This is a genomic window from Corynebacterium incognita, from assembly GCF_014217255.1.
GTDB lineage: Bacteria > Actinomycetota > Actinomycetes > Mycobacteriales > Mycobacteriaceae > Corynebacterium > Corynebacterium incognitum.
Window position 1 is genome coordinate 519,756 of record NZ_CP059404.1, and the last position, 20,659, is coordinate 540,414.

General features: G+C 63.2%; 17 protein-coding genes and 1 tRNA gene. 8 read left to right on the forward strand and 10 right to left on the reverse strand.

Annotated elements, in window-relative coordinates; genetic code table 11:
- Position 1: 1 nt before the first annotated feature.
- Both H0194_RS02445 and H0194_RS02450 read right to left on the reverse strand, forming a co-directional pair.
- Positions 2-718 carry a zinc ribbon domain-containing protein gene (locus tag H0194_RS02445; RefSeq protein WP_185176834.1) on the reverse strand — a complete coding sequence of 239 codons (717 nt, stop codon included), beginning with the start codon at positions 716-718 and terminating at the stop codon, positions 2-4.
- A gap of 20 nt (positions 719-738) precedes the next feature.
- Positions 739-1,869, reverse strand: a complete 1,131-nt coding sequence (locus H0194_RS02450; protein WP_185176292.1) for a Nif3-like dinuclear metal center hexameric protein — start codon at positions 1,867-1,869, stop codon at positions 739-741.
- 113 nt (positions 1,870-1,982) lie between these two features.
- On the opposite strand from H0194_RS02450, the gene H0194_RS02455 reads away from it, so the two are divergent.
- From H0194_RS02455 to H0194_RS02465, 3 genes are all read left to right on the forward strand, one after another.
- Positions 1,983-2,489, forward strand: coding sequence for a low molecular weight protein-tyrosine-phosphatase (locus H0194_RS02455; RefSeq protein ID WP_185176293.1), 507 nt, complete (start codon positions 1,983-1,985; stop codon positions 2,487-2,489).
- A 33-nt stretch (positions 2,490-2,522) separates the two neighbouring features.
- Positions 2,523-3,497 carry an SURF1 family cytochrome oxidase biogenesis protein gene (locus tag H0194_RS02460; RefSeq protein ID WP_246389018.1) on the forward strand — a complete coding sequence of 325 codons (975 nt, stop codon included), beginning with the start codon at positions 2,523-2,525 and terminating at the stop codon, positions 3,495-3,497.
- A gap of 138 nt (positions 3,498-3,635) precedes the next feature.
- A complete protein-coding gene (locus tag H0194_RS02465) occupies positions 3,636-4,658 on the forward strand; it encodes a zinc-binding dehydrogenase (protein WP_185176294.1) in 1,023 nt (340 codons plus the stop codon).
- Positions 4,659-4,678: 20 nt separating this feature from the next.
- Here the strand turns inward: H0194_RS02465 and H0194_RS02470 are convergent, their stop codons facing one another.
- Positions 4,679-7,396 carry an AAA domain-containing protein gene (locus H0194_RS02470; RefSeq protein WP_185176295.1) on the reverse strand — a complete coding sequence of 906 codons (2,718 nt, stop codon included), beginning with the start codon at positions 7,394-7,396 and terminating at the stop codon, positions 4,679-4,681.
- 214 nt (positions 7,397-7,610) lie between these two features.
- Here H0194_RS02470 and H0194_RS02475 point away from each other — a divergent pair, with 214 nt between their 5' ends.
- Positions 7,611-8,237 (forward strand): hypothetical protein, encoded by a 627-nt coding sequence (locus H0194_RS02475; RefSeq protein ID WP_185176296.1) that lies wholly within the window; start codon positions 7,611-7,613, stop codon positions 8,235-8,237.
- 119 nt (positions 8,238-8,356) lie between these two features.
- On the opposite strand, the gene H0194_RS02480 is transcribed toward H0194_RS02475, so the two are convergent.
- Together H0194_RS02480 and H0194_RS02485 are read right to left on the reverse strand one after the other, a co-directional pair.
- A tRNA-Val gene (locus tag H0194_RS02480) sits at positions 8,357-8,432 on the reverse strand.
- 70 nt (positions 8,433-8,502) lie between these two features.
- On the reverse strand, positions 8,503-8,928 hold the full coding sequence (locus H0194_RS02485; RefSeq protein ID WP_281382554.1) for a DUF3052 domain-containing protein: 426 nt from the start codon (positions 8,926-8,928) through the stop codon (positions 8,503-8,505).
- A 357-nt stretch (positions 8,929-9,285) separates the two neighbouring features.
- On the opposite strand from H0194_RS02485, the gene aceE reads away from it, so the two are divergent.
- Together aceE and H0194_RS02495 are read left to right on the forward strand one after the other, a co-directional pair.
- Complete coding sequence (gene aceE / locus H0194_RS02490) at positions 9,286-12,030, forward strand: pyruvate dehydrogenase (acetyl-transferring), homodimeric type (protein ID WP_185176297.1); 2,745 nt, start codon at positions 9,286-9,288, stop codon at positions 12,028-12,030.
- 62 nt (positions 12,031-12,092) lie between these two features.
- Positions 12,093-12,404 carry an acyl carrier protein gene (locus tag H0194_RS02495; RefSeq protein ID WP_185176298.1) on the forward strand — a complete coding sequence of 104 codons (312 nt, stop codon included), beginning with the start codon at positions 12,093-12,095 and terminating at the stop codon, positions 12,402-12,404.
- Here the strand turns inward: H0194_RS02495 and H0194_RS02500 are convergent.
- Positions 12,401-12,823: a hypothetical protein gene (locus H0194_RS02500; protein ID WP_185176299.1), complete on the reverse strand. Its 423-nt coding sequence runs from the start codon at positions 12,821-12,823 to the stop codon at positions 12,401-12,403. The two genes, H0194_RS02495 and H0194_RS02500, sit on opposite strands and share 4 nt — an antisense overlap.
- A 251-nt stretch (positions 12,824-13,074) precedes the next feature.
- Between H0194_RS02500 and H0194_RS02505 the strand changes: the two genes are divergently transcribed.
- Positions 13,075-13,977: a CE1 family esterase gene (locus tag H0194_RS02505; protein ID WP_185176300.1), complete on the forward strand. Its 903-nt coding sequence runs from the start codon at positions 13,075-13,077 to the stop codon at positions 13,975-13,977.
- 242 nt (positions 13,978-14,219) lie between these two features.
- Positions 14,220-15,920, forward strand: a complete 1,701-nt coding sequence (locus H0194_RS02510) for a S8 family peptidase (RefSeq protein ID WP_185176301.1) — start codon at positions 14,220-14,222, stop codon at positions 15,918-15,920.
- A gap of 54 nt (positions 15,921-15,974) precedes the next feature.
- Here H0194_RS02510 and H0194_RS02515 read toward each other — a convergent pair whose 3' ends face one another.
- From H0194_RS02515 to H0194_RS10925, 4 genes are read right to left on the reverse strand one after another with little or no spacing between them, the layout of a single operon-like run.
- Positions 15,975-16,724 (reverse strand): glycosyltransferase family 2 protein, encoded by a 750-nt coding sequence (locus tag H0194_RS02515; RefSeq protein WP_185176302.1) that lies wholly within the window; start codon positions 16,722-16,724, stop codon positions 15,975-15,977.
- Positions 16,721-17,575: a glycosyltransferase family 2 protein gene (locus tag H0194_RS02520; protein ID WP_185176303.1), complete on the reverse strand. Its 855-nt coding sequence runs from the start codon at positions 17,573-17,575 to the stop codon at positions 16,721-16,723. Before H0194_RS02520 ends, H0194_RS02515 begins: the two co-directional genes overlap by 4 nt.
- A complete protein-coding gene (locus tag H0194_RS02525) occupies positions 17,572-18,603 on the reverse strand; it encodes a glycosyltransferase (protein WP_185176304.1) in 1,032 nt (343 codons plus the stop codon). The genes H0194_RS02520 and H0194_RS02525 overlap by 4 nt, the downstream gene beginning before the upstream one ends.
- On the reverse strand, positions 18,600-20,627 hold the full coding sequence (locus H0194_RS10925; RefSeq protein WP_246389019.1) for a glycosyltransferase: 2,028 nt from the start codon (positions 20,625-20,627) through the stop codon (positions 18,600-18,602). Before H0194_RS10925 ends, H0194_RS02525 begins: the two co-directional genes overlap by 4 nt.
- Positions 20,628-20,659 lie beyond the last annotated feature (32 nt).

The following is a 20,659-nucleotide window of genomic DNA, read 5'->3' on the forward strand; positions in this document are numbered from 1 at the left end:
TTTAAGCGGCGTTCGTGCGGACCAGGAAGCTGCCGCACTCCGGGCATTCCGGCATCTCATCGGCCGGGGCGTTGCGGATGGCGGAGCGGTTGGCCGGCGGCAGCACAATGAAGCAGCCGTTGCAGGAGCGGCCGTTGAATTCCGCGACACCCACGAGGTTTTCCTGGCGCTGGGCGTCAAACTGCGCCACGGCGTCGGCAGGCAACTGCGCCCGCAGCTGCGCGATCTTCTCCTCGCGCGGGACCTCGTCCACCACCGGGGTGGCGTCGGCGGCGCGCTGAGCCAGCTCCACCTTGCGCTTAGCCTCGTCCACGCGGGCGCCGTGGACGTCCAGGTTCTGGCGCAGCGCGTGGATCTCGTTGTGCGCCTCCTGCAGCTCGCTCATCAGGTCGGCGATGCGGGATTTGGCCGAGTAGAGGTCGTGCTCAATGTCCTTACGGCGGGTGGGATCGGTCTCGGCGCCGAGCTGCTTTTTGTTGTCGGCTTCCCGACGCCGCAGCTTCCGCTCGTCCTCCTGGATACGCAGGATCTCCGCCTCCATGTCGTCGACCGCCATCTGCGCGGCGGCCGCGGCGTCCAGAGCGCGCTTGTGCTCATCCTTGGCGGCCTGCAGCTCCTCGGCCTCCACGTTGGTGGACGCGCTGTCCGGGGTGTTCTCCCCGCGGGAGAGGTTGGCTAGCTCCAGGAGCTTGAGCTGGGTGTCTTTGTCTAGTTTCATCACTGTCATCGCAGCTTTCCTTACTGCGCGGGGTGCGCGCTGATGGTCCATGGGTCGGTGCGAATATCGATAACCTCACACCTTACGCCCGCGTGCTTTTCGACGATCCCTTGCGCCTGCTCACACCACGGGAACTCGCTCGCCCAGTGCGCGGTGTCCACCACCGCGGGGCCGCCGGCGCGCAGGTGTTCGTCCACCGGGTGATGACGCAGGTCGGAGGTGACGAAGACGTCCACGCCGAGCGCGGCGGCCGCATCCAGGAAGGAGTCGCCGGAGCCAGACGACACCGCGACCTTCTTCACCAGGCGCTCCGGGTCGCCCGCGGCGCGCACGCCCCATTCAGTGGCGGGCAGGTTGTTAGCAACTTGTTGGGTGAACTCGCGCAGCGTCATCGCCTCCGGCAGCTCACCCACCCGGCCCAGCCCCTCGGCCTCGTCCACGTTCTCCAGGTGCGGCATCTCCACGACGTCGTACGCCGGGGTCTCGTAGGGGTGCGCGGATAACAGGGCGTCGATAAGCCCGGCGCGCCGGCGCCGCGGAGCCACGAACTCCACGCGGATCTCCTCGCCGCGGTGCAGCACCCCCACCTCGCCCTCGGCGGGAGCGGCACCGTCCTCGGGGCGGAACTGGCCCTGGCCGGGGATGTCGAAGGCGCAGCGCGAGTAGTTGCCGATCTCCCCCGCCCCGGCGGCGAACAGAGCCTCCTTGACCTGCTCCGCGGCGGCAACGGGAACGTGGACGCCCCACTTGTCCAGGCCCGGGCCCTCCTTCGGCGCGATGGGGCGGCCGGGGGTGATGCCGACGAGCTCGGCGAGCTTGTCATTGACGCCAGGGCGCGCGGAATCAGCGTTGGTGTGCGCGGCGAACAGAGCCACGCCACCGCGGATGAGGGTGTGGATGACCTTGCCTTTTGGCGTGTTTGCGGCCACCGAGTGCACGCCCCGCAACAGCAACGGATGGTGCACGACGAGCATGTCCGCACCCATCTCCACGGCGCGCTCGGCCACGGCGTGAGTGCAGTCCAGCGCGAAAGCCACGGTGTTCACTTCCGCGTCCGGGTCGCCGCAGATGAGTCCCACCTGGTCCCACTTCTCCGCCAAGTGCGGCGGGTAGGCCTCGTCCAAGACCCTCACGATATCGGCAACATTCATGGTCAGCACTACTCCTTGGCGCTCGGGGGCATTACTGGACTATCCTAACTGCGTTCACCAATTATATGGCCCGTGCTCGCGGGCCCCAGCCAATATCAGGAGACGCCACGACGATGCCCGCGCACACTTCCCCGGACGAACAAGAAGATTCCCGCCTCCACGTGGTCTTCGTGTGCACGGGAAACATCTGCCGCTCCCCTATGGCTGAGGTGATCGTCCACGACGCCATCGAGAAGGAGATGCTCGACCTCGCGGCGCGGGTGAGCTCCTGCGGAATCGGCGGCTGGCACGTGGGCCAGGGCGCGGATAAGCGCGCGGTAGCCGAGCTGCGCCGCGCGGGCCACGACGGCTCCAGCCACCTGGCCGCCCAGCTCGGCCCGGAACACATGGACGCTGACCTGCTCGTGGCGCTGGATACCGGCCACCGCTCGGAGCTCATCGCCCGCGGCGTTCCGGAGGACAAAGTGCGCCTGCTGCGTAGCTTCGACCCGGCCGCCGAACCTGAGGCATCCGTGGAAGACCCCTACTACGGCGGGCCGGAGGGTTTCACCGTCACCCGCGAACAGATCGAGGCGGCGGTTCCGGGCATCCTGGCGTGGATCCGCGAGCACGCCACTTAGAACTTTGCCCCGCCGGGGCTAGACTGAGTAACCGTGAGTACGAGTACGCCGAAGAAGCCGAAGCAATCCTGGGTGACAACCTTCCTCAAGCCGAGCTGGGTGATGCTGACGCTGTTTATCATCGGATTCTCCTACCTGTCGTTTTCTATCCTGGCGCCGTGGCAGCTGGGCAAGAACCACGACATCAGCGAGCGCAACAAGCAGATTGAGCGCGCCTACGAATCCGACCCCCAGCCTGTAGCGGACGTCCTGGGCGATGGCGGTGCCATCCGCCCCGGCGAGGAGTGGACACGGGTGAGCCTGCAGGGCCACTACCTCCCCGACTCCGAGGTGCTCCTGCGTCTGCGCCCGGCGGGCTCAGGCCCGTCGTACCAGTCACTGGTGGTCTTCGAAACTGACGGCGGCCAGCAGCTGCTGGTTAACCGCGGGTGGCTGCCAGCGGGCGAGGCCAACGCGGTCCCAGACATCCCCACGGCTCCGGCCGGCGAGCAGGAGGTCACGGGCATGGTCCGCGAGTCCGAGCGGGTCCACGACTCCGCACCGATTGAGCGCGAGGGCTACCAGCAGGTCTATTCGGTCAACCCGGAGCAAATCGGCGAGCTCACCAGCACCCGCCCGGGCGAGGACTACGTCCAGCTGTCCGAGGGTTCCCCCGGCGTGCTTAACCCGATGCCGGTGCCGAAGCTGGATTCGGGCAACCACCTGTCCTACGGCCTGCAGTGGCTGGCCTTCGGCGCGCTGGCGCCGGCTGCGCTCATCTACTTCGTCTACTCCGAAATTCGCGAGCGCAAGCGCGTGCGCGAGGAGGAAGCGGAGATGACGGCCGGCGCGGCTCCTGAGTCCGCGCCCGTTCCCGCGGCGTCTGCGGATTCCTCCACAGAGCCCGCCACTGAGCCCGCGCCGGCGCCGCAGCCGGACGCCGCACAGAAACTCAAGCCCAAGCGCGCGAGCTACGGCAGCGCGGGCAACAACGCCAACGTGCGGCGCCGCCGCGGCGAGCGCTTCTAGCCCGCACGTCCCCTCCCACCACTTTTTAGGGCTAAACAGAGGTTTGTCTCTCGGGGTTTACAGTTTTTCGCCGTCGCGCCGACCACACCACACGCGTAGAATTGGTGGCCACATCACCAACCGCTAAGGAGCACCACCATGCGCGCAGTTGTCATCCACGGCCCTCGCGAGATCCGCGTTGACGAGGTCGCCGACGCCGCCCTCATCGAACCCACCGACGCCGTCATCGAGGTCAAAGCCGCCTGCGTCTGCGGCTCCGACCTGTGGCCGTACCGCGGCCTCGAGGATGTCAACGCTGGTGCCCAGATGGGCCACGAGTACGTCGGCGTGGTCAAGGAAATCGGCGATGACGTCCGCCAGGTCAAGGTCGGCGACTGGGTCGTCGGCTCCTTCGTCGCCTCCTGTGGGCAATGCGAGGTCTGCCAGGCCGGCTACGAGTCCGGCTGCACCAACCGCGTCTTCATGGGCTCGGTGGGCACGCAGGCGGAGCTTGCCCGCATCCCGCTTGCCGACGGCACCTTAGTCACCCTCCCCGCCGCCCCCAATGACGATCAGCTCCGCCACGTCCTGGCCGCCTCCGACGTGCTGGGCACTGGCTGGTTCGGCGCCGTCGCCGCGGAGGCCGGCCCAGGCAAGACCGTGGCCGTGGTCGGCGACGGCGCAGTGGGCCTGTCCGCCGTCCTCGCCGCGAAGCAGCTCGGCGCCGAGCACATCATCGTCTCCTCCCGCCATGCTTCCCGCCAGGAGCTGGCCCGAAAGTTCGGCGCCACGGACATCCTAGAAGAGCGCGGCGAGGCCTTCGCGGAGAAGGTCAAGGCACTCACCGGCGGCTACGGTGCGCACAGCACGGTGGAGGCTGTCGGCTCCGACGAGGCGATGCAGCAGGCACTGAAGTCCACCCGCCGGGGCGGCCACGTCGGCTTCGTCGGCGTCTCCCACGGCGTAAGCATCGAGGGCATCAAGCTCTTCGGCGCGCTCGTCCACCTGCACGGCGGCCCCGCCCCTGTCCGCCGCTTCCTGCCGGAGCTGGTGGATCTCATCTACTCCGGCGCCATCACCCCGGGCGACGTCTTCGACCTCACGCTCCCGCTTGCCGACGCTCCGCGCGCCTACGAGGCCATGGACCAGCGCGAGGCCGTGAAAGTCATGCTGACGTCGTAGGCTGCAACGCAAACAGCCGGCTAGCGGGCATGCTTAATCATGAACTTCACATAATCGCGTCCCCGCTTGGAAAACACCAACCACTGCTCGTCTTCGTTACTAATCATCAGATAGACCCCTTTCCGGTTACCTCTCTCCGTTGGTGGCTTTGTAAAGTCCCACGGGGATTCACTCCTGACGATGTATCGCTTTGCAAGTTCATCCTGGAGTGAACGGGCCGTGTAGTCTTTTGCCAGTGTCTGCAGTGACCTCAGGGTGGCAGAGGAAGACATCAGATCCGCTTCTACCGCGGAAGCCGGCTGGGTCTTACAAGTGTGAATGCAGGCGTCTAAGTAGTCCTCAATGGTGGGACGAAGCTGACCTAGCTCAGAACACGCTTCGCGGAGTTCGTTAGTCTCAGCAAACGTACTGCCATCAGTCGGAATCCGCAGCATTACGCAGCCGGTCACGTCTGCGGGTGAAGTGATATGAGTAGTGAAGTCGCGGCCCGAGTAATTCTCGAACCCTTCACGCCGTTCTTCTAGGTAACTGTCGCGCCCCAAGTGCGCGATCTTCCAGCCAAAGTTTCTCTCAACAAATTCATCTTTGCGACGGTCTCGGTGCAGCTGTTCATCATCCATGACGAACGATTTCCGTCCTTCCATGGGCAGCCCGGAGACCTGAGCGAAGTGTTTTCCAACTTCATCTTTTCGAACGACCTCTTTGCGGTTAAAGCGATGGAATCCGCCATCCACCTCAACTGCCATAAAGATTTTCCCTGAGGCATTCATCAACGCGAAGTCCAGATGTTCGCCTCCGTTCAGCTGCTCTCGCTGCTCCTGTGTACAAATATCTTCCAACTCGAGCTGGCACACGAGCCGCAATCCGCGTGATGCGGCCATCGCAGCTAGCTCTTCTCGCACAATTAGTTGCGGAATGCTTTCTTCCAATAGTGGTTGTCGACCCGTCGCAGATTTCTCGACCACTTTCTTATTCTCACGAGTTTTCACGATGTCATCGAAAATGGAACGGACGCCACTTTGCCGAAAACCAAAGTGTGGGTCGTTGCCCGCTAACGATGCTTGGCCTGCCACGTAGTTCGCGAGGAGGCGGACAAACATCTGTTGCGGGTCATCGCCCGCCAGGATTGATTGCGGATGATCGTGACCCGAAATCTCACGATAAAGTTCTTGGCTCATCAGCGTTGTAGAGGTGATGATTCGCAACTCGCGCTTTGCGCGGGACACTGCCACGTTGATCAGTCGACGCCCCTGTGACCACGGCCATTCCCAGTTTCCGTCCTCCACCGGCAATAGATACACAATGTCAAAGCCACGGCCCTGGGATCGGTGAATGGTCAGCATATTTACTTCAGACGACAGCTCGTCATCGCTGTCCAAAGTAGAGGCCTCAATGTCGCCATCAGAAACCACGGGTTTGAGAGCAGTATAGAGCGCTTGTTTCACATAATTGATCTGGCCATGAAACGGTGCCAAAATGCATACGGAAAGCTCAGGTTCTTCTTGCAGCCTCCGCTTCAAATAGGGAATTTCTTCCTCACGGAATACTGCAAGCTGTTTGGAGTTTGCGGACGTTCCGCGATTCTGCGATAACCAGACCCCTTCCCGGTAGTCACCGTGGTACCAGCGATACATCACCGGAAACGCGTCCTTATGGTGCGGGAGCCGATGAACCTTGAGCTGCTGGTTGTAAATAAATCGGTTATTGAACTCAATGATCTTTGGGTGACAGCGGTAGTGGTCGACCAACAAAGTCTCATTTCGACCGCCGAGCCTCTCGACGCAGCTGTCGAGGAAGCTGTAATCGATTCGAGACAAGTCGACGTGTGAACCGCGTACAAAGTCAGGGCTTCGCAAAAGAAGCGAATCCGCAATGTCGCCCGACAGTATTGGAGCGAGCTGTTCTTGGTCCCCCACGATTACGGCCCGCCGTGCAGCGCTCAGTGCCAAGGTGCCCACCAATACCGAAGACTGCGAGGCCTCATCCATCACGATGAGATCAAATTTATGCTCCAAACCATCTCTGAAACACTTACGCAGAGAATGCACGGTACTAGTAACAAACGGGTAATTCTTGGTGAAGTCAACGAACGAAATGTTGGCTTCCCATCCTCCTTTGCCCTTTTCGAAGCCAAACGGCTTTTCGCTATCCACCGGGGTCGCAGTTTTCCGGTTTGCGGAGTTTCCCAAAGCCGCCATCCGCATCGCTGAGGCCCGCATCACATCGGCGTCATACTCGGGAGTATTGGCGAAGGCTTGCTGAAACTTCTCAACAACATTGTTTACGGCCTCGTTGTTGGCTGAAACAAAAGCAACTTTCTCCCCTTGCAACAGTGCCAGCGCGATAATGTGAACGATTACTTCAGTCTTGCCAGTACCCGGTGGTCCCTTGATAACGGAAAGGGGCTTCTTTAAGGCATTTTTGACGGCTTCACGCTGTCTTTCATTAAGTTTGTATTTGTTATGTGGAGTGTAGTTTTCAAGAGCCTCTGTGATTTCCGCGTCGGTCAACGGCGCATCGGGTCTAGGTAGAGCCTCCAGACTCCCCCATCCGAGAAAGGCCCCCAACAGAGTTCCGGGTAATGCATCCTCCCGAAACTGCTGATTGAAATACCAGGCCAACGAGTACCCTGTCTGCCAGGTGAAGTCGTACAGATCTTCCGGTGGACCGAGGTTTTCCCTTCGCCAGGACGGCTTGCCAAAACCTGTCAAGAACGCGGCGTCTCGGAAATAGTTCACCAATTCGTCTACTTGCCTGGACTCGTCCCTCACTGCCATTTGCTCCACCTCTTTGCCTCGCAACCGCCTACACGATCACATTTTATATAGACAACGCCCGACGCTGCAGCCTCAAATAATCCTTCCAAATTCATCCATTCACCGAGAAGGCGTGTCATTTGTATGGTTTCATAACTTGTGGATCGTATTAACCCACTCTCCCGAAAGGCTACTGATGTTTGAAGGCATCGTCTCCCTAATTGCGCTACTTTTCAGCGGATACGTGTTTATTGAACAACGCAAAGACCAAAAGCAACTGCGCATTGAACAAGAAAAGATCACCGAACTACAAAAACAGCAGGCTGCAGACTCAAAGAAGTACAACGAAATGAAACTGCAGCACTCCAAGCAGATCAGTGATATCGAATCACAGCGATTCGCTTCAGAGCGTGAAGAAAAGCTGCAGCAAGCAGCCGCGGCAGTCACGGCACAATGGGCCACGGTTACAAAGAACGGGGAACAAATCTGGGGACTTGTCGTAGAAGTGCGCGCCCCACAGGCTTCCGAAATCGTTATCGAAACCACCACGAAGAGGCAAGAAAAGTGGCCAGCAAAGTGTGGAACGCTGGGACAAGGAAAGTACTTCGTCCAAAGCTTGCCGCTCACTGAGGAAGACTACAAGAAAAAATACAAGGTCAAGAAGAGCGGTTGGGGGTTCCCGAAGCAAATTCAAGATGGCATCAATGTTTCGCTGATCTCGAATTCCACCAAATTCAAGGTTGAGAAAATCACCTATGGACTGACAGGTGGACGTCGCTACGAAAAGGCCGGCACCGGTTCGGTACGCGAAGTAACCAACTAATTGCTTCCAGCCTCATCCCCAGGCGACATTCTTTGATGCAACTGCGCTGCCGCTTGGACATAAAGCTGAAACGCAAACACCCCCATGGCTGGACTTCTCCAGGCAAGGGGGTGATTTTTTGGTGCGGCCTGAGGGGATCGAACCCCCGACCTACTGGGTGTAAACCAGTTGCTCTTCCAGCTGAGCTAAAGCCGCTTTCGCACGAGTGCTTTCACAACTGTAATCTACGGCGCGGCAATTCACAAAACGCGACGTCAGCGGGCACCTATTTCTTGGTGTAGCCGCGGCCCACGAGGCAGGAGCCCTGCCAGTTGCCCAGGCGGTCGGCGGTGGTTTGCACCAGGCCGGCCAGCTGCGCGGACTCAGAGATTTCGCCCGGCTCAATGGTTCCCGGCTTGCCGGCGCCTGGGGTGAGCAGCCAGATGCGGCCGCCGTCGACCAGCGGGCGTACCGCGTCCACCAGGCCGTCGACCAGGTCGCCGTCGCCGTCACGCCACCACAGGATTACAGCGTCACACAGTTCGTCGGTCTCTTCGTCAAGGAAGTCCTCGCCGATGACGTTCTCAACGGCCACCGAGATGTCTTCGTCGCAGTCTTCATCCCAGCCAAGCTCAAGGACGACCATCCCTTCGTCGATACCGAGCTTCTTCGCATAGTCGGGCTCTGTTTTGGTGCCCGCAGCGTCTACCACTGTGTGTTTCCTCCTGAATCTGTAATGGGTTTTCTGTCTATGCAGGATACAGGCTAGTCCCGGATTTTTCTCTGGATCCTCATTAAGTTTCACCTCACGTGAGCGGGACGGGTGCGGGGTGCACGGGGGCGTCGGCAGGCCGACGATAGGACGTCGAAAGGCATAGTGAAATTGGCAACCTTTGCGAGGACTTACGCAACCCAGCAAATTCGTGGGGCCTACGGATTCGCAGAATTCGCCGGCTGCCCGATTGGGGGCCAACGCCCCACCCCACCGCGCCGCGCGGAAATAAAACCCGTAAACTTTAGGCAAAAAGCACTATCCATCAACCTCATTCCCTTACGGAGGTAGAAGTACATGTCTGAGCAAGACAGCCTGACCGGCGATTCCAACTTCCCCTTGATCCGCGACGGCGTAGCGTCGTACCTGCACGACAGCGATCCGGAGGAGACCAACGAGTGGATGCAGTCGCTGGACGGCCTGCTTGAACATTCGTCGGTGGAGCGCAGCCGCTACCTCGTCATGCGCCTGCTGGAGCGCGCGTCTGCCAAGCGCGTGCCCCTGCCGTCCTTGACCTCCACGGACTTCGTGAACACCATTCCCACCACGATGGAGCCGGAGTTCCCGGGTGACGAGGAACTGGAGAAGCGCTACCGCCGCTGGATCCGTTGGAACGCCGCCATCATGGTGCACCGCGCGCAGCGCCCGGGCATCGAAGTCGGTGGCCACATCTCCACCTACGCTGGTGCGGCTCCGCTGTACGAGGTGGGCTTCAACCACTTCTTCAAGGGCAAGGACGCCCCAGGCGGTGGCGACCAGATCTTCTTCCAGGGCCACGCCTCCCCGGGCGTGTACGCGCGCGCCTTCATGGAGGGCCGCCTGAGTGAGGAGGACATGGACGGCTTCCGCCAGGAAGTCTCCCGCGGCGAGGGCAAGGGCATGCCGTCCTACCCGCACCCGCGCGGCATGGAGTGGTTCTGGGAATTCCCGACCGTGTCCATGGGCTTGGGCCCAATCAACGCCATCTACCAGGCACGCTTTAACAAGTACCTGGAAAACCGCGGCATCAAGGACACCTCGCAGCAGCATGTCTGGGCGTTCCTGGGCGACGGCGAGATGGACGAGCCGGAGTCCCGCGGTCTCATCCACATGGCCACGCTGTATGAGCTGGACAACCTGACCTTCGTGATTAACTGCAACCTGCAGCGTCTCGACGGCCCCGTACGCGGCAACACCCAGATCATCCAGGAGCTGGAGTCGTTCTTCCGCGGCGCCGGCTGGGACGTCATCAAGATCATCTGGGGCCGCGGCTGGGACAAGCTCCTGGAGAAGGACAAGGACGGCGCGTTGGTCAACATCATGAACAACACCGCCGATGGTGACTTCCAGACCTTCAAGGCCAACAACGGCGCGTATGTGCGCGAGCACTTCTTCGGCCGCGACGAGCGTACCCTGAAGCTGGTCGAGGACATGACTGATGACGAGATCTGGGCGCTGCGCCGCGGCGGCCATGATTACCGCAAGATCTACGCCGCTTATGCCCGCGTACTGGAGAACAAGGGTTCGGGCAAGCCGACGGTCATCCTGGCGCACACCATTAAGGGCTACGGCCTGGGCCACAACTTCGAGGGCCGTAACGCGACCCACCAGATGAAGAAGCTGACCCTGGATGATCTGAAGCTGTTCCGCGACAAGCAGGACATCCCAATCTCCGATGAGGAGCTGGAGAAGGATCCGTACCTGCCGCCGTACTACCACCCGGGTAAGGACGCGCCGGAGATCAAGTACCTGATGGAGCGTCGCCAGGAGCTGGGTGGCTTCCTGCCGGAGCGCCGCCACCAGTTCACCCCACTGCAGGTGCCGCCGCTGGATAAGCTGCGCAGCGTCCGCAAGGGCTCGGGCAAGCAGCAGGTGGCCACCACCATGGCTCTGGTGCGTACCTTCAAGGAGCTCATGCGCGACAAGGAGCTGGGCAAGCGCGTTGTACCTATCATCCCGGATGAGGCGCGTACCTTCGGCATGGACTCGTGGTTCCCGACCATGAAGATCTACAACCCGAAGGGCCAGAACTACGTTCCGGTGGATCACGATCTGATGCTGTCCTACCGCGAGGCCAAGGACGGCCAGATCCTGCACGAGGGCATCTCTGAGGCCGGTGCTAGCGCGTCGTTCACCGCGGCCGCTACGTCGTATGCCACCCACGGCGAAGCGATGATCCCGCTGTACATCTTCTACTCGATGTTCGGTTTCCAGCGCACGGGCGACGCTTTCTGGGCCGCCGCCGACCAAATGAGCCGCGGCTTCATCATCGGCGCCACCGCGGGTCGCACCACGCTGACCGGTGAGGGTCTGCAGCACATGGACGGCCACTCCCCGGTCCTGGCTGGCACCAACCCGGCGGTCATCTCTTATGACCCGGCGTTCGGCTTCGAGGTCGCGCACCTGATCCACCGTGGCATCGAGCGCATGTACGGCGACACCATCACCGAGGGCGGCGAGAACGTCATGTACTACCTCACCGTCTACAACGAGCCGGTGTCCCAGCCTGCGGAGCCGGAGAACCTGGACGTCGACGGCCTGCACCGCGGCATTTACCACTTCAACACCGCGGAGTCCGGTTCCATCCCGGCCAACATCCTGGCTTCTGGCGTGGGCGTGCACGAGGCTCTCAGGGCACAGGAGATCCTGGCCGAGGAGTTCGATGTCAAGGCATCGTTGTTCTCCGTGACCTCGTGGAACGAGCTGTCACGCGACGGCGCAGCTAAGGCCAAGGCTGGCCTGCAGCAGGGCCAGGAGCCGGAGAAGGCGTTCCTGACCTCCCAGCTGGAGGGCTTCGAAGGCCCGTTCGTGGGCGTTTCGGACTTCACCACCGAGCTGCAGGAGCAGGTGCGTCCGTACGTGCCGGGCACCTACGTGGTCTTGGGCACCGACGGCTTCGGTTTCTCCGACACCCGAGCGGCAGCGCGCCGCTTCTTCAACAACGACGCAGCGTCCATCGTCGTGGCCACCCTGGAGGGTCTGGCTCGCGACGGCAAGGTGGAGCGTTCGGTTGTGGAGCAGGCCGCACAGCGCTTCGCTCTGGACGACCCGACACAGGCTTAGCCCCCTGAGAAGATAGCGCCCGCGGTGAGAACAACCTCACCGCGGGCGCTATATTTGTCTGTATGGGCAACGATCTCTCCGCAGCACTCGCAGCACACTTGGAATCCGCCGAGGCGGCCACCACCGATTCTTCTGACGCCGCGGGCGCCGACACTTTTGGCCAACTGACGCGCCTGGTTCAGGACGTCGCGGGCGTGGAGGCGGACTCGCTGAGCCGCGAGAGCAGCCTCAAAGACCTCGGCGTGGCGTCGTTGGCGCTGGTGGAGTTGACTATCCGCGCGGAGGAGAAGTTTGGCGTGCGCTTCGAGGAGGGCACGGTGTTGGCCTTTGAGACGCTTGGCGACGTCGTGGATTTCATCCAGGCCGAGCGTTAAAAGGCCGTGGGCCCAGCCGCGTCCACGGAGGCGGTGAACTGGAATTCGTCGGCCAGGGTCTCCACCACTACCCGCAAGTTGTCTAGCTCCGCGGGCGTGCCAGTGAGCACCTGGCGGCAGGCCACGTAGACGCCCTTGGCCGTGCTACCGGCGGCGCAGCGGTCTTTCCACCAGCGGGTGTGCCACTGGGCGAATAACGGGTCGTCGCCAAGCACGACGAACCGGGATTCGGTGCGCACGCACGTGGCCATGGCACGTTCGATGGCCGGGCGCAGGCGCTTGGGGCAACCGCGCACGGTGAGTACGCCGGTGGTGACGGCGGGTTCTGCGTGCTCGCTTCCGCCGACGCCCGCGGCGCCGTGATCAGGGGCCGTGACGTAAGAACCACGCACGGCTTCATGGGCAACACAAGTAGTCATGTCGATTCTTACCTCTCGACAGGTAGACACGCCGCGGCTTTCACCCCGCTACGCGTAAGACGAGTCTCGTCTTCCCCAACGAACTCAATTCTTAACTTGCGTCAATACCCGCAGTATTCCCCCACTCCAGCACCACCCGCAACCCTCAATCACTCCTTTATCCCCCGTTTATTCAAGTTCAACTTTAGGTTGAGTGACCTGCGCGTTTCCAAATTCACTTCATGTCCACTCCGGGGTTAAACTCTTTGCTTATGCGTGCAATGTCCACTCTTCTCACCCTTATCCTCAGCCTCGGCCTCGCCGTGTCTGCCTCCCCCGCCCCCGCGGAGGCACAGTCCTCCACGCCGGGCATGAGCAGCCTGTCCGGCTCCTCCGGCTCATCTGCAAAGAGCCGCGGGGCATCGAAGACCAAGGAGCGCTCCGTCTTCCTACTGGGCCAGGGCAGCCGCCGCTACCTGGTGGAGCTACCACCGCGTTACAACCCGAACAAGCGCTACCCGGTAGTCGTTGGCTTCGGCGGCTGGCGCCACACCCCGGAACGCTTCCAGAGCTACGCCAACCTCGCGCACAACACCCGCGGCCAGGCCATCATGGTCTACCCGCAAGGCCGCAAGAATGCCTGGGCAGGCGCGCCGTACGCCAAGACCTCCCTACGCCAGGACTTCGACTACGTCCGCGCGGTCATCAATGACGTCGCCTCGCACCACAAGATTGACCGCCGCCGCATTTACGGCCTCGGCCTGTCCAACGGCGGTGGCTTCGTGGTCGCTGCCGCCTGCCACGCGCCCGGGCTTTTCGACGCCGTGGCATCCGTTTCCGGCGCCTACTACTCCCCGACCGTCACCCGTTGCCGCCGCGGGGCGACGCCGACGCTCATCATGCACGGCGAGCACGACAAGACCATGCACTACCACGGCGGCTCCCGCCATAAGTCCCGCTACTGGTCCGCGCCGGGCACCTTCCGCACCATCGGCCAGCGCAACGGGTGCTTCACCCCGGCCCCGTACCGCGCAAACTATGGCACTCACGTGAAATTTGAGCAGACCCGCTGCCGCACGGCCACCAAGCTGATCCGCGTTACCGACGGCGCGCACACCTGGTTCCGCCACCCGGGCGCCTCCAACGAGGCGTGGGACTTCCTGCGCCACCACTAGCCGCCCGCCGCGGCCACCCCCGCCCTCATCACCTTCGCCTCCGACTACACCCCACGATGGGTGTAGCTGGGGGCATTTTTCGCAGCAAACATAACCTAAGACTTCTTAATATTTGCTAAGGTTCCTACCCGGAATTCAGGTGAGATACAACAACCATTTCGTATACCGCAAGGTTGTAGACACTTTCCCACCGAATCCCCGCATCCCACGTACCAGCAACTAAGAAAATGCTAAGGTTTCCTATGCAGAAGAAATTTTCCATCCCCGCGTTCCGCTCGGTGAGCGCGGCGGTCGCCGCCACCACTGTGGCGCTGGGGATGGCAGCGGCACCGGCCGTTGCGCAGGACGCAAGCAAGTTCGAGTCCACCACCATCGAGGAGCTGCAGAACGGTTCCTTGGCCGCCGTCCCGCAGGACGAGCTGCCCGCGAGCCGCTTCATCGTCACCTTCAACAACATGACCGGCCTGGACAAGGACCGCAAGATGGGTGTCTTGGACGAGATCGTCAAGGAGCACTCCTCTGACGCTTCCTTCGTCCGCGAGATGTTCGACGGCTCCTACGTCGTCGAGCTGGACCCGCCGGTCCCCGCTGAGGACGTGCCGTCCCTGCGCGGCCACCTGGAGTCCAAGGCTGAGATCCACACCGCACAAGTGGACCGCATCCAGTACTCCGCTGCCGCCGCCAACGACGAGCACTACCAGTACCAGTGGCACCTGTTCGACGACAATGGCGCCAACGTGGAAGAGGCCTGGGACACCGGTGCTGACGCCGCCGACACGGTCATTGCCGTCGTCGACTCCGGCAGCACCCGCCACCCGGACCTGGACGCCAAGGTCCTGCCAGGTGTGGACATGATCCAGGACACCCGCATGTCTCAGGACGGCGACGGCCGCGACCGCGACCCGCAGGACGCCGGCGACTGGAACCCCGCGCAGGAGTGCCACCCGCGCTCCCCGGGGTCTGACTCCTCCTGGCACGGCACCCACGTGGCCGGTATCGCCGCCGCGATCACTAACAACAACGAAGGCGTTGCCGGTGTCGCTCCGGAAGCCGGCATCCTGCCGGTCCGTGCCCTGGGCCGTTGTGGCGGCTACACCTCCGACATCGCCGACGGCATCGCCTGGGCCGCCGGCGCGGACATCCCCGGCATGCCCACCAACCAGAACAAGGCTGACGTGATCAACCTGTCCCTGGGCGGCGAGGCTCCCCAGTGCGCCCCGGCGTACCAGTCCGCCATTGACTACGCTAACCAGCAGGGCTCCACCATCGCTGTGGCTGCTGGTAACGAGAACACCTGGACCGACGGCGTGCAGCCAGCTAACTGCAACGACGTCATCGTCGTGGGTGCCACCGGTCCGGAGGGCCACCGCTCCGCCTACTCCAACTTCGGTGAGCACGTTGACCTGGGCGCCCCAGGCGGCAACATGAACGGCATGACCGCTGAGGCAGGCATCCTATCCACCGTCAACGACGGCGCTCGCACCCCGGGCGCCCCGAGCTACTCCTTCATGGAGGGCACCTCCATGGCCACCCCGGTGGTCGCTGGTGTCATCGCGCTGATGAAGGGCGAGAACCCGCAGCTGTCTAACGAGGAGATCGAGTCCATCCTCAAGGACACCGCGAAGGACTACAGCCCGGAGCCTTACTCCGCATGGAAGACCGCTGAGGAGCTTGGCGCCGGCATCGTCGATGCGAAGGCTGCCGTGTGCGAGGCCATGGGCGGCGACTGCGAGTCTGCTGACTCCGAGGAGCCGACCACCGAGGAGACCACCGAGCCAACCGAGGAAGCACAGCCTTCCGAGCCAACTAAGCCAGCCGAGGACGAGCCGACGGAGGCCCCGGAGACTACCGACGAGGTTGAACCGACAGAGCCAGTTAAGCCCGAGGCGCCGCGCCCCGGTTCCTTCTGGGAAGAGCTGCTCCCCTGGCTGCGCGATAACTAAGCGCTCCATCCCCGCTGCTTAGCGCCGGGGGCGATTCCACACTCACCCGGAGCCTCAAGCGTCAACGACGCCACGGGGGTCCGGGTTTTTGCGATCCTTGTCGCGAGAAGCTTGATCAATCTCATCGCCGAGGGCCGCGATGTACCCGGAGAATCCGCCAGGGGTCCGGTCAGAATCGCGAGTGGAAGTCACTACTGGGTCCTCGGCAATGCGCGCTATCCGCATCCCATCCACCAGCATCAGGTCAAGCAGAGCCACGTCCTCCGACTCGTCGGTCCGCGGGAACCCACCAACGTCAAGGTACGCGCCAGCGCCGAAGCTCATGTTGGCGCCGTGGATGTGCGAGTGCCCCGGGGAGTTGTCGTAGTGCCTGTTGTATTCGTCGATGATCTCCTGCGGGGTATCACCCCAGTCAGGGTCCACGGTGCCCGCCACGGCATCGTAGTCCTGCGCGTAACGCAGGTGAGTGGCGATCCACGTTGGCGGCACGACGCTATCGGCGTCGGTGTTGAGGATCCAGATATTCGACTTATCGACGTCGCGCAAAATAACGAGTCCCGCGATGATTCCGGCGTGGCGCGAGCGCCCCACCTCAGCAAACGAGAAGGACAAGGCGTGGATATCGTGCGGAACGTCGTCGACGATTTGCTCCGTCCGATCATTACACTGGTCCAGCGCCACTACCACCTCCACATGGATGTTGACGTGCCGGGCCGCGGCGAAAACCGCCGCGAGACACGATGCGATATGGTCTTCTTCGTCGTGGGCGGGGATCACCACCAATGCATGGGTAATGCTTTTCATCGCAGGACAACTGCCTCTGTGTCGTTTCGGGAAATAGCGTCGGCCGCTTCAAATTCATCAAGCCACCCGCCCATGGGCCACTCGCCCCATTTGGCATGGAAGCGATTCGCGTTAGCAACGATGTCTTCCAGGTGCTCCCACGGTGGGGAGGACACCGGGTGCCACTGATGGAAGGCATCGGCGCCGCCGCACCACCGCATGCTCACGCCCGCGGCACGCAGGTTCCACGCAAAGTCAGTATCTTCGCCGCCATAGCCTTCAAAAGACTTATCGAACCCGTCGAAGAGCTCCTGGCAGCGCCGCCACGTCGCGGGGCGAAGCGCGAAGGACAATGACCAGAACACGTCGTATTCCGCATCGCTGGCGGCCGGGTACTCGCCCGGCTGCGGAGCCGGCCGTACCGGATGCGGGTTCGTGTGGGCCGCCGCTTCGTGAGGGCTGCTCAGCACAATGCCCTCGGGCAGATAGGTGACCGGGCCGCACAGCACGGCGTCGGTATGCTGCTGCGCCGCGGCGACGTAGTGTTCCACCAGTCCAGGCCCCGGCAGGCAATCGGCATCGAGGAACACGATGAGGCCGGGTTCGGCGCCTCCGGCTTGCTCCGCGGCGCGTTGCGCCGCCCACTGCCCGGCCAGGTTTCGGGCACGGGCCAGATTGAGAGTATCCATGCGAGCAATACAGCTGACTCCCTCGGGGATCGGCGTCTCACTGTCCAACGCCACCATTCCGTGAACGATCCCCGGATGTAACTGCTCGAGGAAAGCGTGCTGCTGCGCGACGCGGTCAACCCGCGCTGAGTTGGCCAAGGTGACAACAACGGGCGCGCCGTACGCCGGAGATGGAGTGTTCATGACAACGCCGCCTTTTCTATGACCTCTGCAGCGCGTCGGGCAGCCCCCGGCACGCACCATTGTTCCCAAGAGGGGGCGGGATTAACCCCCGCCAGAATCTCGTCCCATTGCGCTGGGGTGGGCGCCGAACGGAGCACCGTCGCCAAGCCACAATCCTCAAGGACCCGGGCGGTGGCTTCCTGCTCACCGAAGGGCCGGGACTGGGGCACAACTATCGCCGGGATGCCGGCGAGGGCAACGTCAGCGACGGAATTCTGCCCGGCAGCGCAGACAACCGCGCGGGCCCCAGCCATATAACGCAGCGGATCGGCGACGGCGTTCTCCCCGCCCAGGACCACCACGTCCTCCGCGGGAACTGCCTGGCGCAGGGTTTCCGCGCAGCGTTCAAGCAGTTCCGAGCCGCCGCGCCCGTACAGCACCACGATCGGGCCGTGGGTCCCCGGCGCGTGGTTGCCACGCTGCGGTGTGGCAGAGCAATGCGGCTCAAACGAGGAGATTCCGCCCACGCAGTTCAGGCGCTGCTCATGGGGGCGAAGGTGGGCTGGGATCGGGACCGCCTCAGGCCAGGCCGCGACCAGCGCAGCAGCCTGTGCGTACGCGAGCTGGTGCGCCGCATCGTCGCGTTCGCCGGGCATCGCGATGCTCACCACCGGCACGCCCAACAGGCGGACAAAGGCAGCTACTTCCACCGAGGCGTCCACGTAAAAGACCCGCGGGTGTTCAGCGGCCACCCACTCAGCGATGCGGGCAAGCCTGTCCCGCAGCCCCTTCACTTGGAGAGGAGCCCAATGGAGGGTGCCACCGGCCGTCTCGTCGACATACTGCTCGTCGGAGCCGTTGTCGGCCACCGGCGCGACGTCGAGCGGCAGGGTGATGTCAGCGCCCGCGGCACTGGAGAAAATCACCGTGTCATCAAGGTACCGGGCGATGGCTCGGCACCGGTTGAGGTGCCCCGAACCGTGGTGGTGCGCGTACATACCCACCGGGCCGCGTCCCCGTCCACTGGATGTCTCGAGTTGCTCGATCATTTCTGTTCCTCCTTGTGCCCGCGAGCCACAGCAAACAGCTGCGCGTAGCGGTGCGCGAAAGCTCGTAAGCTGTAGTGGCGCAGCGCCCAGGCTGCGGTGTCCTCGCGGTCCGCCTCGCGGGCCCGCAGCAACGCCTGAACCAGCCCCTCGGGCGTATCCGCCAGGCGCTCCGGGAAGTCGGCCAATATCTCCCCCACCCCGCCGCGACGCAACGCAGCGACCGGCGTGCCGCACCCCATAGCCTCAATGATCACCAGCCCAAAAGGCTCATCCCACTGCGGCGTCACGGCGCATACCGCGGCGCGGGAGACGGCGTCAGCAAGCTCCTCATGGCTGAGTTCCCCCAGGAAGGTGAGATCGTCGCCCAGCCGGGGTGTGATCTCCGCGTCCATGTAGGCGGGGTCACCCACCCGCCCCGCAATGTGTAATTCCAGGCCAGCTGCACGGCAGGCGTCGATGGCCACGTGCAGGCCCTTTTCAGCAACGATGCGGCCAAACCAGATGGCGTGGCTACCAACCTGACCGTGCTCCGATTCCCCGATGATGCTGTTCCCCGGCTTCCAGACGTACTCGTCGTAACCGTTGGGCACGATGTGCGCCGGTTCCGGAAGTTCCCACGACGCCGCGGTGGCGGCGCTGACCGCCGCGAAGACTCCCGCCGGGTGGCCACCGAAACGGGTGTCGAGCCGGGCCGCAGCGGCGGTCACCGCGTCCTGAACCTCCCAGAATGCTGGCGTGTGCAACGTCGTCACCATCGGCAACGGTTCCTTGCCTTCAAAAAGGCCCGGGTGCAGGCTGTTGTTGAACACCACGTCAATCTCACCTGCGGCGGCTTGCTCCTCCAGATGCCCGCGCAATCTGTCGAAGGCCGCGTTTTCCTTCTCCCGCTCCCCGGGCGGGTAGGTATGGTCGGTTTCTTCGTCCTCATGCCCGGTCCAATCAACGCCGGGAAACTCCCATGCGCTCACGTGCCCCTCGGACCCTGCGGTGGCGTATAGATCGACGCGGTGCCCGGCGCGCCGCAAGGCACGCACGGCCGTGGCGCACATGGCCTCGAGCCCGCCGGCGTAGGGCTCGCGAATGGGGAACCGGGAAGGGGCGACCAGGGCCACCCGGTACTTTTGCGCGCTCAGCTCGGAGTACATCACTCGGTGGAACTCGGCGACGGCCGCGTCCTGGGCAGCCCGATCCCCCGCGTACGGCAGGCGGCCGCGGCGCGCGAGTTCCGCCAGCGCCGCGCCGGCGGCATGCCCGTCGCCCACCGGGTAGGCCGCGGCGGCATCGGGGCGATCCGCTTGCCCAGCGAAGCAACCGACATCGGGCACAGCGACGGGAACCCCGAGGTCGCGGCACATCTCCAGCCACCCGGAGTGGGTACCGCGGTGATACGGAAGCACGACGGCGCGGCACGACGCCACGGTACGGTGCAGGGTGTCGTCGTCCATGGGTTCGTGGACCACCACCTCGACGCCCGGGGACTCGCGCAGCGCGCCCACCAGGTGGTGTTCACGGGAATCGGCGTGCACGAAGACCGTGAGCGACACGTGCTCCGCAATGGCGGCATAAAATCCAGGCTCGGCCATCACGTTCGCGCGCAGGGATTTCAAAAACACCGCCGCCTCGTGGATGAACGGTTCCTCGCGCGGCGTCGTGATGCTGGGGTGCGGCGCCACTTCAATGTCCCGCCGCTGCAGCCCGAACTCGGATACGAGCCGCTCCCGCGCGGCAGTGGTGAGCGTGAGGATCCGCGCGGCGTCGGCAAGCGCCAAGGACAGCAGCTCGTGGTAGGGTCGTTGGTCATCGAGGTGGGGGTTGTCAATGTCATGCACGGTCACCACCAACGGCACGCGTCGGGCGCGGAGGTTGTCCAAGAATGCCCGCATCTCAGAGGCGGAAAGGTGTTCGAATCCGAAATGGAGATGCACCACGTCGGCGTGATTATCCTCCCACCACTCCGGCTTGAGGCCGGGGTGCGGCCACCAGGGGGTGGGCTCGTCCAGAATTCCTGTAGTCGTTGACTGCACCGCACGTGAGTAGGGGTGCCCTGCGGGAATAG

What these genes read in the sequence shown, in the direction of transcription:
- H0194_RS02445 (WP_185176834.1), bottom strand. Translation starts at nt 718, where the DNA reads ATGAAACTAGACAAAGACACCCAGCTCAAGCTCCTGGAGCTAGCCAAC.
- H0194_RS02450 (WP_185176292.1), bottom strand. Translation starts at nt 1,869, where the DNA reads ATGAATGTTGCCGATATCGTGAGGGTCTTGGACGAGGCCTACCCGCCG.
- H0194_RS02455 (WP_185176293.1), top strand. Translation starts at nt 1,983, where the DNA reads ATGCCCGCGCACACTTCCCCGGACGAACAAGAAGATTCCCGCCTCCAC.
- H0194_RS02465 (WP_185176294.1), top strand. Translation starts at nt 3,636, where the DNA reads ATGCGCGCAGTTGTCATCCACGGCCCTCGCGAGATCCGCGTTGACGAG.
- H0194_RS02475 (WP_185176296.1), top strand. Translation starts at nt 7,611, where the DNA reads ATGTTTGAAGGCATCGTCTCCCTAATTGCGCTACTTTTCAGCGGATAC.
- aceE (WP_185176297.1), top strand. Translation starts at nt 9,286, where the DNA reads ATGTCTGAGCAAGACAGCCTGACCGGCGATTCCAACTTCCCCTTGATC.
- H0194_RS02495 (WP_185176298.1), top strand. Translation starts at nt 12,093, where the DNA reads ATGGGCAACGATCTCTCCGCAGCACTCGCAGCACACTTGGAATCCGCC.
- H0194_RS02500 (WP_185176299.1), bottom strand. Translation starts at nt 12,823, where the DNA reads ATGACTACTTGTGTTGCCCATGAAGCCGTGCGTGGTTCTTACGTCACG.
- H0194_RS02505 (WP_185176300.1), top strand. Translation starts at nt 13,075, where the DNA reads ATGCGTGCAATGTCCACTCTTCTCACCCTTATCCTCAGCCTCGGCCTC.
- H0194_RS02510 (WP_185176301.1), top strand. Translation starts at nt 14,220, where the DNA reads ATGCAGAAGAAATTTTCCATCCCCGCGTTCCGCTCGGTGAGCGCGGCG.
- H0194_RS02515 (WP_185176302.1), bottom strand. Translation starts at nt 16,724, where the DNA reads ATGAAAAGCATTACCCATGCATTGGTGGTGATCCCCGCCCACGACGAA.
- H0194_RS02520 (WP_185176303.1), bottom strand. Translation starts at nt 17,575, where the DNA reads ATGAACACTCCATCTCCGGCGTACGGCGCGCCCGTTGTTGTCACCTTG.
- H0194_RS02525 (WP_185176304.1), bottom strand. Translation starts at nt 18,603, where the DNA reads ATGATCGAGCAACTCGAGACATCCAGTGGACGGGGACGCGGCCCGGTG.